The organism is Ancylobacter sp. 3268, assembly GCF_031456575.1.
GTDB lineage: Bacteria > Pseudomonadota > Alphaproteobacteria > Rhizobiales > Xanthobacteraceae > Ancylobacter.
In genome coordinates this window covers 1-12,594 of the sequence record NZ_JAVDUX010000025.1, presented here as the reverse complement: position 1 = coordinate 12,594, position 12,594 = coordinate 1, and the positions used below count along the sequence as shown (strand labels likewise).

At 69.7% G+C, this 12,594-nt stretch carries 10 protein-coding genes; 2 read left to right on the top strand and 8 right to left on the bottom strand.

Annotation, left to right across the window (positions count from 1 at the left end):
- Positions 1-5: 5 nt before the first annotated feature.
- The 8 genes from J2X65_RS24875 to J2X65_RS24840 form a co-directional block, all read right to left on the bottom strand.
- Positions 6-1,133: an imelysin family protein gene (locus J2X65_RS24875; protein ID WP_310207526.1), complete on the bottom strand. Its 1,128-nt coding sequence runs from the start codon at positions 1,131-1,133 to the stop codon at positions 6-8.
- A gap of 28 nt (positions 1,134-1,161) precedes the next feature.
- Positions 1,162-2,370, bottom strand: coding sequence for a di-heme oxidoredictase family protein (locus J2X65_RS24870; RefSeq protein WP_310207523.1), 1,209 nt, complete (start codon positions 2,368-2,370; stop codon positions 1,162-1,164).
- A 1-nt stretch (position 2,371) separates the two neighbouring features.
- On the bottom strand, positions 2,372-3,832 hold the full coding sequence (locus J2X65_RS24865) for a multicopper oxidase family protein (RefSeq protein ID WP_310207520.1): 1,461 nt from the start codon (positions 3,830-3,832) through the stop codon (positions 2,372-2,374).
- 10 nt (positions 3,833-3,842) lie between these two features.
- Positions 3,843-5,153: an imelysin family protein gene (locus J2X65_RS24860; RefSeq protein WP_310207517.1), complete on the bottom strand. Its 1,311-nt coding sequence runs from the start codon at positions 5,151-5,153 to the stop codon at positions 3,843-3,845.
- Positions 5,154-5,327: 174 nt separating this feature from the next.
- Entirely contained in the window at positions 5,328-5,612 is a 285-nt protein-coding gene (locus J2X65_RS24855; protein ID WP_310207514.1) for a hypothetical protein, read from the bottom strand.
- A gap of 311 nt (positions 5,613-5,923) precedes the next feature.
- Positions 5,924-7,237 carry a TIGR03862 family flavoprotein gene (locus J2X65_RS24850; RefSeq protein ID WP_404977796.1) on the bottom strand — a complete coding sequence of 438 codons (1,314 nt, stop codon included), beginning with the start codon at positions 7,235-7,237 and terminating at the stop codon, positions 5,924-5,926.
- Between the two features lie 169 nt (positions 7,238-7,406).
- Complete coding sequence (gene recJ / locus J2X65_RS24845; RefSeq protein WP_310207508.1) at positions 7,407-9,227, bottom strand: single-stranded-DNA-specific exonuclease RecJ; 1,821 nt, start codon at positions 9,225-9,227, stop codon at positions 7,407-7,409.
- A 45-nt stretch (positions 9,228-9,272) separates the two neighbouring features.
- Positions 9,273-9,911, bottom strand: coding sequence for a TetR/AcrR family transcriptional regulator (locus J2X65_RS24840; protein ID WP_310207506.1), 639 nt, complete (start codon positions 9,909-9,911; stop codon positions 9,273-9,275).
- A gap of 218 nt (positions 9,912-10,129) precedes the next feature.
- Here J2X65_RS24840 and J2X65_RS24835 point away from each other — a divergent pair, with 218 nt between their 5' ends.
- Both J2X65_RS24835 and J2X65_RS24830 read left to right on the top strand, forming a co-directional pair.
- Complete coding sequence (locus tag J2X65_RS24835; protein ID WP_310207504.1) at positions 10,130-11,086, top strand: homocysteine S-methyltransferase family protein; 957 nt, start codon at positions 10,130-10,132, stop codon at positions 11,084-11,086.
- A 115-nt stretch (positions 11,087-11,201) separates the two neighbouring features.
- Positions 11,202-12,569 (top strand): esterase-like activity of phytase family protein, encoded by a 1,368-nt coding sequence (locus tag J2X65_RS24830; protein WP_310207501.1) that lies wholly within the window; start codon positions 11,202-11,204, stop codon positions 12,567-12,569.
- The last annotated feature ends 25 nt before the right edge of the window (positions 12,570-12,594 follow it).

Sequence of the window (12,594 nt, the reverse complement as noted above, 5' to 3'; positions counted from 1 at the left end):
CCTCCTCAATCGCCGTCGAGGGCATTGAAGCCGAGCGCGACACCTAGCCCGGCGGCGAGCGGGTTGGCGATGCTCGCCTGCGCCGCCTTGAAGGTCGCGGCGGCCTCCTGAAGCGCCTTGCGCCCCGCCGCGGACTGGGCGGCCTCGCCGATATCGTCCGGTAGCCCGGCGGCGGCCGCGTCGGCGGCATCGAGTGCCTTGTCGAGCGCGGCACGTCCCTTGGGATCGAGCGCGGCGCCCAGTTGCCGCCCGAGTGAATCGGCGCTGGCGATCATCGCCACGATGGTCTCCTTGGAGCGGCCGCTGCGGCGGCGGTCGGCGGCAAGCGGCTTGGCGTCGTCCGGCGTCTTGCCGAGAACGGCGAGCAGGCGCTGGTCGACCACCCGCTGATAGGCACCGGCGAGATCGGTCACGATCTGGCTCATCAGTGCCGTCGGATCGGGAAAGAACACCGGGTCCGAGGTGCCGGCGACCAATTGGGCGAGCAGGCCGTCCTTGCGGTCTCCCCAGCCCTGGCGGATCTCGGTAGCGATGGTCTCGATATTGGTGGCGATCGCCAGCCCGATGGCGCAACGGCGTCCGGCTTCCGGTCCCGCCAGCAGCGCCGCCGCGGCGCCGTCGTCGAAGAGAAGGCGCTCCAGCGCCGGCAGGCCCTGCGCGGCGGCGCTGAGCCGCCCGAAGCGCTCCGGCTTGAGCCGCTCGTCGGTTGGGTCGCCGATCAGTTCCGCCACCGAGCGGCCGATGGCATTGCGCCGTTCGGGAAACAGGTTCATCCGGTCGGGGCGCAGGGACAGCATCACCGGCCCGAAGGTGATGAACTCCACCGCCGCCCACGCATCCGAGACCGCGCCGAAGCGCTGCTGAAGTACCGCGATCCCGGCCTCGCTCGGCGCGGCGCAGAAACCTTGCCATGCTTCGCGATTGGCCCGGGCGCCCGCGACCAGCGCGTCGTAGCGCGGCAGCAGCCAGGCTTCGACCACCTCCGGCGCCGAGGGGGCGGCGGCATTGGCGCGGCCGACGAAGATGGTCGTCAGCAGCGAGGCGGCCGCCACGGCGGCGGCAGGCACGCCATGCGCCACATGCCCCATTTGCGAGGCGAAGGCGAGGACCAGGGCGAAGGGTGAACGGCGCATGAGGAAATCCCCGGTTCGCGGAAGGCGGTCACAAACGAGAAACGTAGTCGATCAGGCGCTGGCGGTCGCGGGCGCCGAGCGCATCGAAACGCGTACGGGCGCCCGCCGCCTCGCCGGCATGCCAGCTGATGGCGGCGGCAACATCGGCGGCGCGGCCGTCATGCAGCAGGCCGGCGCGCTTTTCCAGCGTACGCAACAGGCCGGCAAGCGGCGCGGTGCGCCACTCGGCAGCGGCGGCGCCGGGCACGCCGGCCGGATCGGCCAGCCCCTCGCCCATGTCGTGCAGCAGCACGTCGGTGAACAGCGCCACCGTGCCGCCATCCGCCGTCGGCAGTGCCGGCCGATGGCAGGCGGCACAGCCGGTCGCGGCGAAAAGGCGGGCGCCGGCGGCATCCGGCTGCGCCTCCGGCACCTTCAGGCCGCGCAGATAGGCGACGATACGTTCGACGATAGCGGCGGAAATCTCCGGCTCGCCCTCGGCGTCGGGGCCGTGCGGCGCGCTGCGGCAGGCGGTCTGCGCTTCCGTGCAATCCCCCCAGGGCTCCATCCGCAGCGGCGTCGACAGGCCGAGATCGAGCGCGAAGGCTTCGGCCGTCTGGCCGGCCAGCGTCGGATGGCTGGCCTTCCAGCCGAAGCGTCCGATGCGCGAGCCGGCTTCCGGCGTGTCGAAGCGGCGCGCCCGGCCGCGCACGCCGTCGCCGTCGCGGTCCTCGGGGTCCTCCAGCGCCAGGATCGCCGCGTCGGGCACCTGTTCGAGCCGGCCGCGCCCACGCAGTTCAGGTGCCGCCCTCAGCGATACGTGCGTCGCCGGATCGAACGGCCCATAGCCGAGTGACTGAGGCTGCGGCACCGGCCGGCCGTTCCGGGTCGCCACACGGAAGCTTCCCTCGGCCGGCACGCCCGGCAGCGTCATCGTCTCCAGCCGGTGGCCATAGACCGGATCGCCGGAGCCGTCGGCACGAAACAGCGACAGCACCTGCCCGAGCCCCTCGGGCAGGCCGTGCGCGTCGGTGCGGGTCACGCCCGGCCCCGCCCCCGGATGACAGGCCGAACAGGACCGGGCGTCGAAGAGCGGGCCGAGCCCGTCATTGGCGCGGGTGGAGTTCGGCGCCGGCACCCAGGGCCGCTCGAACAGCGCCTTGCCGATGGCGCGGTCGAGGCCCGCCTCCTCCGCGGTCGCCGGCACGGTGCCGAGCATCAGCAGTGCTGCGGCGGCGGCAACCGCCCATGCCGTCATCTCAGACCACGCGGAACCAGCCCATCATGCCGGTCTCCATATGTTCGAGGATGTGGCAGTGGAACACCCAGTCGCCCGGCGCGGCGACGAAGGCGATCTCCACCGCCTCCCCCGGCTGGGTCAGCACGGTATCGGCGAAATGCTTCGGCAGCCGCCCTTTCGAGGAGCCGAGCACCGCGAAGGCATGGCCGTGCAGATGCACCGGATGCGGGTAGCGCGTCTCGTTCTTGATCTCGATCCGGTAGCTTTTCCCCGCCTCCATCCGTGCCAGCGGCGGCGGCAGATGACGCGCCTCGCCGGTCGGCCAGGATTGCTGGGCGATCGACCAGTAAGTCGCCCCGCCGACGCAGAGGCTGTCGATCAGCGCCTTGGCCAGCGGATCTTCCGGCGGCAGGCCGGTGTCCTTCACCGCCGCATCGGTCGCCTGCTGCAGCGTGAAGGAGTGGAACTCGGCCGCCTTGAGATCGGGCAGCGGCAGCTTCGGTGGCGGCAAGGCGAGCGGGCCCCCGCGCCGAGGCCGGCGCACCCGCCCCGCCGCGGCGATCGTGGCGAAGGTGAAGACGTCGGAGGCGCGATAATCGCCGATGGTTACCGGGCCGCCCTCCATCGGCATCCGCACCTGCACGTCGATGCGCTGCGCCGGCCCCATCCGCCAGATGCCGTCCGGCAGCGTGTCCATCGGCACCGGCGGCAAAGCGTGGCCGTCTATGGCGATCAGCCACGCCTCGGCGCCCTCGACGCCGATATCCATGACGCGGGTGGAATCGACGTTGAGAATGCGCAGCCGCACGTCGCCGCCGGCCGGCGCGGTCAGGTCGAGATGCACCCGGCCGTTCACCGTGCGGGTGGCGCCGAAGGTGCCGGCCTTGGCGGCGCCGTCCGGCTCGGACATCGGCAGGAACCCGCCCCGGTCGTCCAGCCGCCAATCCTTCAGGCACAGCACGTGCTCGGTGTCGAAGGCCGGATCGCGCGGGTCTTCGACCAGCAGCACCCCGACAAGGCCGCGCCCGGCCTGCCCGGTCTCGTCGCAATGCGGGTGGAAGAAGAACGTGCCGGGGTCGTCGAACGGAATGCGGTAGGTGAAACTGCCGCCCGGCTGAACCACCGGCTGGGTCAGCGTCGGCACGCCGTCATATTCGTTCGGCATGCGGATGCCATGGAAATGCACGGTCGAGGCCTCGGACAGGCCGTTCTCGAAACGCGCCTCCAGCCGCGTGCCGCGCGGCACGCGCACCAGCCGGAACTGGTCGCCGTCATAGGCATAGATGCGCGTCGCCGGCCTGTCGGGGCCGAGCAGCCGCAGTTCGGTCTCGCCGGCGGAAAGGGTGAGACGCTGCGTCGGCTCGAACGCCGCCGGCACGCGGGCGAGCCCGGTGCGTGCCGGCATCAGCGTCCCGCCGATGCCGACGGCCGCTCCTGCGGCCAGCAGGGCGCGGCGCGAGATGGCCGCGCCCGCTGTCATTGCCGTTTCCTCACTCGCCGACCTTGGAGGGATCGTCGAGGCTGTCGGAGCCTTCCACTTTGATCTTCAGCTTCAGCGCCGCGACCACGCCCTCGATGGCGCGGGTCTGGGCGACCAGCGAATCGACGCCCTTCTGCACCAGGGCGTTGCCCTCCGTGTTGCCCTCGCCAATCATCTGGTCATAGGCCTGCTTGCCGCTGTCGGCCTCGTCCTTGATCGCCTTGAGCGCCGCCAGGGCGGCGTCGATCTTGCCTTCGGCCTCCTCGGCCGGCTTCGGCGCCAGCGCCGCGGCATAGGCGGCGACCGACGGTCCCTCGACGACGCTGCCGTCGACGCGGGTGTATTTGCCGCGATAGATTGAGGCGATGCCCAGCTCGTCATAGAAATGCGAGTTGTGGGTGTTGTCGGAGAAGCAGTCATGCTCCTCCTCCGGGTCGTGCAGGATGAGGCCGAGCTTCATGCGCTCGCCGGCGAGTTCGCCATAGGAGAGCGAGCCGAGACCGGTCAGAATGGTGCCGAGCGCCGCCTTGTCCTTCTGCTTCAGCACCACCGCGCGGGCCTTGCCCTTGGCACCCCACGCCTTGGTCATGTCCTGCAGGTCGCTGACCAGCAGGTCGGTGGCGGCCTTGAGATAGGCGGCACGCCGGTCGCAATGGCCGTTGGTGCAGTTCTTGGTGTCGTAGTCGCTGGCGGGACGGTTGCCGGCGCCCGGCCCGGTGCCGTTCAGGTCCTGCCCCCACAACAGGAACTCGATAGCATGGTAGCCGATGGCGACGTTGGATTCGACGCCGCCGGCCTCCTGCAGGCTTTCGAGCAGCTTGGCGTTGATCTTGGTGGCGTCGATGGTCTTCTTGCCGACGCGGATCTTGGTGTTGGCGATCACGTTGGCGGTGTAGAGCGGGTTCTCGTCGGAGGTGGTGCCGTAGCCCTTGTCGACATAGTCGATCAGCCCTTCGTCGAGCGGCCAGGCATTCACCCGGCCCTCCCAGTCATCGACCAGCGCGTTGCCAAAGCGGAAGCCCTCGGTCTGCTGATAGGGCACGCGGGCGGCCTTCCACGCGGTGCGGGCCTTGTCGAGATTGGCCTGGGTCGGCTCGGCGATGAAGGCGTCGACCGCCACCTGCAGCGCCTTGGCGGTGGTGAGGGCGTCGGAATACATCGCCTCGGCGATATTGGCGTAGGTGACGACGACGTCGCGCACCTTCGGCGCCGGCTGGGCGTCGGCCGGACCGGCGGCAACCAGCGCCCCGAAGGCGACCGCCGCCATCAGCACCGTGGTGAACTTCTTCGGCGCGACGAATTTCGTGAGACTGGCTCGCATTCGGATTTCCTCCCGCCGCCACAGGGCGGCCCCTGTCCATGGACGCGAGTCCTACGCCACCGCACCAAGCAATCGCAAGATGTCAAATCTACCTTAGAACCATTATACTCTATAGCTACCTTAGGTCAGCAGCAAAATTCCTTGAAACGACATCAAATACTACGGCGCGTCAAATTATTTACCCGCTGCAAAGTCCGCCAGCGCTTCGACGAGGTCGCCCTCGATCACCTCGGCCAGCGGCCGCAATATCTTCGCCGCCTCGGTCCGGCGGCCGGGGCGCATGATCAGGATGACGGTCTCTGCACCGCCGCACGCCGGATCGCCGCAGGCGATCTCGCTGATGGAAATCGTGGTGTCGTCGTCGGCGCCCAGCAGCCGCCGCGCCTTCGCCGCAAGCTCCCGCGCCGCGTCCGGCGCCGCCTCGGCGGAACGTCCGCTCCGGAAAAACAGCCGCGCCATGCATTCCTCCCGCCACGCCGCGCCGCCAGCCGGCAACCGGCGCCATTGATCAAACAGGTAAGCCCACCCTCGCTGCACCGCAAGCGACGGCGCGGTTACTGGAACAGGTCAAAGTAATAAACTCGGAATCCAGTTTAGAACTATAATAATCGTTGAAGATAATCATTGTGCCTGCCGGAATCGTCGAGTAATCAAATCATCAAGTCCTCGACGGCACCGTGACCGCTGAAGAGGACCTTGGATCGAACCGTTCGCGAGGCCGTTTTCCCGGCTGGTCTCGTGAGCTGCGCGGGACGGTGGCACGCGCTCCCTCAGCTGCCGTCCCGCGCCATTCCTTCGCTCCCCTGGCTGTCGGCCGCATCCCAATCTCCTTGCCACGCCGCCGGTGCGGGCAGGCCCAGCCGATGCGCCATGCCGGTCGCCGCTCGCCAGCCGGTGGCGAAGCAGCCCTGCAGCAGATAGCCGCCGGTAGGCGCCTCCCAGTCCAGCATCTCGCCGGCGGCGAACACGCCCGGCCGCGCCCGCAGCATCAATTCGTCGGTCAGGGCCGGCCGGGTGACGCCACCGGCAGAGGAGATCGCCCGCTGGATACCGGCGAGGGCGGCGATCCGCAGCGGCACCGCCTTGGCCAGCGCGGCGAGGCCGGCCGGATCGGCGGGGAGCTGCGACGCGGCCTCGCGCATCAGTCCCAGCGCCACGGCAGGCAGCCCGGCTTTGCGCAGCCGGTTGGACAGCGTTTCGCCCTTGCGTCCCTCGGCAATGCGCTGCGCCAGCACCTCGGCGGCGAGATCGGGCCGCAGATCGAGGGTAAGCGTCGCCTCGCCCGCCGCCAAAGCGTCGCGCAGCCGGTCGGTGAGCGCATAGATGCCGCCGCCTTCCAGCCCCTGCGCGGTGATGACCGCTTCGCCGCGCAATTGCCGCCCGCCGGCGGCGAGGCCGATGCGCTTCAGCGGCTCGCCGGCGAAGCGCTGGCGGAACATCTCACTCCACGCCACCACCACGCCGGCATTGGCCGGCCGCAGCGGTCGCAGTTCGGCTCCCATCTCTGCCAGCAGCGGCACCCAGCCGCCATCGGTGCCGAGCCGCGGCCAGCTCGCCCCACCAAGCGCCAGCAGCGTGGCGTCGGCGGCCAGCGCGATCTCGCCCTCGGGGGTCGAAAAACGCAGTCGCCCGGCCTCGTCCCACCCCAGCCAGAGCTGGCGCGGCGCGAAGGTCACGCCGAGCCCGTCGAGCCGCCGCAGCCAGGCGCGCAGCAGCGGCGAGGCCTTGAAGCTTCTCGGAAACACCCGGCCGCTGGAGCCGACGAAGCTCGGCTCGCCCAAGTCCTCCATCCAGCCGCGCAGGCGGGCCGGCGGGAAGGCATCGATCATCGGGGCAAGCCAGTCCGTCGCCGTGCCATAGCGGGCGAGGAAGCGCTCGCGCGGCTCGGAATGGGTGAGGTTGAGGCCGCCGCGACCGGCCATCAGGAATTTGCGCGCCGGGGCCGCCATCCGGTCGTGAACCGTCACCTGCGCCCCCGCCTGGACGAGCACCTCGGCCGCGAGGAGGCCGGCCGGCCCGGCGCCGATGATCGACACGACGGGACGGGCGGTGAAAGGCGAGTCGTTTCCGGTCATTGGCACCATCGGCTGAAGCTTTGAATCAGGACAAGGCAGGCAGAGGCGGGCGGGCAGGCTTCATCGAGACGAACCAAAGGCTTGGCAGCGGCGGCTCGGAGCGCTCCTCCGCCGCGCAACGCCGGAGCGGCGGCCGCGGAGGAACTGATTCCGCGTCTCCCGGCAGCCCCTTGGCCGGTCACGTCTTTTGCGGGTCGGCGACATCGCAGATGCGCAGGCTCGGCTGCGCCCTCCCCTGCCAGCTGTCGACCTCCAGCATGCCGGCGACGTGGCGGGTTTCCCCCCGGCTGCCCAGCAACGCCTCGCCAAGCGACGTCGCCGCCGCCCGAAAGGCCACGCCGGAGAGCACCGAACCGTCGGCGGCGCGCAGACGCACCCGCACCTGGTCAGCACTGCCGGCCTCGGCATAGACGATGCGATGCGCGGGAAAGGCGAAGACCGGCGACGGATTGCCGGCACCATAGGGACCGGCGCGCTCGACCAGCTCGATCAGTTCGGGCGTCGCCGCGCCGGCCGACAGGGCACCATCGACCACCGTCTCGTCGATATGGCGCGCGCGCTCCACCGGGCTTGCCAGTTCCTCTTCCAGATAGGCGCGCAACGCCCCGAGTTGCTCGCGCTCCACGGTGAGCCCGGCCGCCATGGCGTGGCCGCCGCCCTTTACCAGCAGCCCGCGCTCCACCGCCCCGCGCACGGCGCGGCCGATATCGACGCCGGGAATCGAGCGCGCCGAGCCGGCGCCATGCGCACCGGTGAAGGCGATGGCGAGGGCCGGGCGGCCGAACTTCTCCTTCAGCCGGGCCGCCACCAGCCCGACCACGCCGGGGTGCCAGCCCTGCCCGCTCGCCAGGATCACCGGGCTTGTCCCCTCGCGGCCGAGCGCGGCCTCCGCTTCGGCCTCGGCCTGGGCGACGATCGCCTTTTCCACCACCTGCCGCTCGGCATTCAGCCGGTCGAGTTCGGCGGCGAGCGCGCCCGCCTCGATCGGGTCGTGGCTCAGCAGCAGCCTCGTGCCCAGCGCGGCGTCGCCGATCCGCCCGCCGGCATTGATGCGCGGCCCCAGCAGGAAGCCGAGATGCCAGGCCCTGGGCGGGCCGGAGAGCCGCGCCGCGTCCATCAGCGCCGTCAACCCCGGCCGGTCGCGCCGGCGCAACACCGCGAGGCCCTTGGTGACGAAGGCGCGGTTGAGGCCGGTCAGCGGCACCACGTCGGCCACCGTGCCCAAGGCCACCAGGTCCAGCATGGCGAGCAGGTCCGGCGCCGGCCGCTCGGTCGTCCACCAGCCGCGCCGGCGCAATTCGCGCACCAGCCCGACGACGGTGACGAAGACGAGGCCGGCCGCACAGAGATGGCCGAGGCCGGAAAGGTCGTCGACCCGGTTGGGATTCACCAGCGCCGCCACCGGCGGCAGCGCCTCCCCGGCCTGATGATGATCCACCACCACCACATCGAGGCCGATCTCGGCGGCGCGGGCGAAGGGCTCGAAGCTCATGGTGCCGCAGTCGACGGTGACCAGCAGGCTTGCCCCGGCGGCCCGCAGCGCCTCGATGGCCGGAACGTTCGGTCCGTAACCCTCGAAGATGCGATCGGGAATATGGAAAGCCGGGTCGAGCCCGCCGGCGCGCAGCACCTCCACCAGCAGCGCGGTGGCGGTGGCGCCGTCGACATCATAGTCGCCGAAGACCGCCACCTTCTCGCCGCCCATCACCGCATCGGCGAGCCGCGCCACCGCCGGCGGCATGTCGGTCAGCGTGTCGGGATCGGGCAGCAGATGCTTGACCGTCGGGTCGAGATAGGCCGGCACCTCGTCGAGGCCGACGCCGCGGCCGGCGAGCACGCGGGCGAGCAGTTCCGGCACGCCATGACGCTGGGCGATGGCAAGCGCGAGCGAAGTACCGCGCGCATCGAGCCGATCGCGCCAGAAGCGGCCGGTCGCCGAGCGGGCGACGCCGAGAAAGGCGCGGGCCGGCGGCGGAGCGAGGGGAAGGTCGAGACTCATGGCTGCATAGAGCCCCAACGACGGCGCCGCGTCGAGGCCCTCGCCTCAGGGGCGGAAGGTCTGGCGCACGAAATCGCGGAACAGCAACACTTGCCGCGGCAGGATCGAGGGGTCGCGCAGTGCCCGTCCCATTACCAGCCCGCCTTCGATCAGCGTCGACATCATGTCGGCGAGGGCATTGAGATCGACCGGCTCCGCCGGCGGATAGGCCGCAATGATCCGGGCGAACCGCTCGCGGAACCGCACCCGCCAGGACAGCACGCTCTGCGCGTTCAGTTCATGGATCGTGCGGTCGAACAGTTGGTCCTGGTAGCAGAGCGTCGCGGCGATACAGCCCGGATGCGCCTCCGGCAGCGCCGCCATCATTTCCGCGAACAGGCGCAGCGCCACCAGGAAGCCATGCAGAGGGTCGTCATTGAGTTCGTCCGCACGGCGGAACAGGTCGTCGAGCAGTTCGCGCTCACGCACGATGTGCCGCTCCAGCAGTGCCCGCGCCAGGTCGTTCTTGTCCTTGAAATGATAGAAGAAGCCGCTCTTGGTGATGCCGACCCCGGCCACCAGTTCCTCGATCGAGGTGGCGACGAATCCCTTCGCCAGCACCTGCTGCTCGGCGAGATCGAGCAGGCGCTTGCGCGTGTCGACGCTGCGCCGTCGCGACAGTGGCTCGAATTGGGACGAGGACATGAGCTTACTGTACCATAGGTAAAGCTCGCCGCACCCGCCCGGCGGGCAAGCAATCGGCCCACGGGCGCGATGTCGTCGTAAATAGCTGTGCTGGTGCGCGAAATCGCGAACCGGCCGGCACTGGACCATGCGAACGCTAGGCGCGGCGGCTCGATCCGGCATAATCCGCCGCGAAACCGGGGGCGCCGCACCGCCCAATGATCGCCGGGAGGATCAGAATGTCCAAGTATCGCCACGCCCTGCCGCTGCTGTCCGACGACGTCTTCATCATGGATGGCGGCATGGAGACCACCTTCATCTTTCACGAAGGCATCGACCTGCCCTGTTTCGCGTCCTTCGACCTGATGAAGGATGAGGACGGCCGCGAGCGACTGCGGGCCTATTATGCGCGCTACGCCGAACTCGCCCGCGCGCGGGGCGTCGGCTTCGTTCTCGACGCGCCGACCTGGCGGGCCAATGCCGATTGGGGCGCCAGGCTCGGCTTCGATGCCGCCGCCCTCGCCGATGTGAACCGCCGGGCCATCGACCTGCTGGTCGAGCTGCGGCAGCGCTACGAGACCCCCGCCTCGCGCATGGTGGTGAGCGGCGTGGTCGGGCCGCGCGGCGACGGCTACCAGACCGGCATCCTCATGACCGCCGAGCAGGCGGCGCAATACCACGCCGCGCAGATCGAGACCTTCGCCGGCAGCGAGGCCGACATGGTGGGCGCCTATACGCTCAACTATGTGGAGGAGGCGGTCGGCATCGCGCTGGCCGCCAAGGCGGCGGACCTACCGTCGGTGATCTCCTTCACGCTGGAGACCGACGGGCGGCTTCCTTCCGGCCAGAACCTGCGCGAGGCGGTGGAACAGGTGGATGCCGAGAGCGGCGGCGCGCCAGCCTATTTCATGATCAACTGCGCCCACCCGACCCATTTCGAGAGCCTGATCGCCGCCGGTGGCGACTGGCTCGACCGGGTGCGCGGGGTCCGGGCCAACGCGTCCTCCCGCAGCCATGCCGAGCTCGATGCGGCGCCCGATCTCGATGCCGGTGATCCGGTGCAGCTGGGCCAGCAATATCGCAGCCTGCGGGAGCGGATGCGCCATCTCACGGTGCTCGGCGGCTGCTGCGGCACCGACTACCGGCACATCGAGCAGATCTGCGTCGCCTGCCTGCCGGCGCAGCAGGCGGCCTGAGCGGCGGGCGCGGCGTCACCGGCGCGTCATCGGGGCGTTACGTCACCGACATGCTCCGGCGTCACAGGAGGGACATCGCGGCGCGCGTGCCGCACATTCCTTCAGGAGACCTGCCATGACCCGCACCTCGTTCCGTGCGTCCCTGCTCGCCGGTGCCGCCCTGGCACTGGTCGCGCTGGCGCCGGCCGCGCACGCCGACCAGGCCTTTCCCGCCACGCTCGCCGGCCATGCCGTGCTGCCGGCCGAGAGCTTTATCGAGGTGCCCGCCGACGCTCCGGCCGACCTCAAGACCTCCGGCAAATACACCACCGGCAAACGGGTCGAGGCGATCGGCACAGTGGAAGGCAAATCGGCCGGGCGCCCCACCGGCGTGTCGGTGCCGTTCAAGGGACAGCCGCTTCAGGGCCATTCCGGCATCAAGGTGATGGCGGATGGCTCGTTTTGGATCATCACCGACAACGGCATGGGCGCCAAGGCCAACAGCCCGGATTCGGCGCTCTACCTCAACCGCTACAAGATTGACTGGCAGACCGGCCGGTTCGAGCGCCTCGAGACCGTCTTCCTTACCGATCCGGACAAGAAGGTGCCGTTCCGCATCGTCCATGAGGGTACCGAGAAGCGCTATCTCACCGGTGCCGACTTCGATCCCGAGAGCTTCCAGATCATCGGCGACGACTTTTGGATCGGCGAGGAATTCGGCCCCTACCTGATCCGTACCGACAAGAGCGGCAAGGTACTCGGCGTCTTCGAGACGGTGGCCGGGGAAACCCCGGTGCGCTCGCCCGATCATTACGCCGTCACCTCACCCGGCGCGCCGAACGCCACCGCCGAGTTCAACGCCCGCCGCTCCAAGGGCTATGAGGGCATGGCCGCCTCCAAGGACGGCAAGTTCCTCTACGCGCTGCTGGAAGGCCCGCTGTGGGATGCGGCGAAAAAGGATTGGCAGAAGACCGCCGAGGGCAAGGAATTCCTGCCGATCCTCGAATTCGACGTCGCCGGCCAGAAGTGGACCGGCCGCATCTGGCAGTACCCGCTGGAGCAGAACGGCAACGCCATCGGCGATTTCAACATGATCGACGCCACCACCGGCCTGATCATCGAGCGCGACAATGGCGAAGGCACCGCCGACAAGGCCTGTGCCGCCGGCACCAGGGGGCCGGACTGCTTCCACGACCTCGCCAGGTTCAAGCGCATCTACAAGATCGAGCTGACCGACGCCAATGCCGGCGGGCTGGTGCGCAAGATCGGCCATATCGACCTGATGGCCATTGCCGACCCGGACAAGAAGTCCCGCAAGCCGCTCACCGACGGCAAACTCGCCTTCCCGTTCTTCACCATCGAGGACGTGGACGTCGTCGACGCCACCCACATCGTAGTCGGCAACGACAACAACCTGCCGTTCTCCTCCTCGCGCGACCCGAAGAAGGCCGACGACAACGAGTTGATCCTGCTCGAAGTCGGCGAGTTCCTGAAGGCGAAGTAACGCGGAGACCGCGATCGTCCGGCCG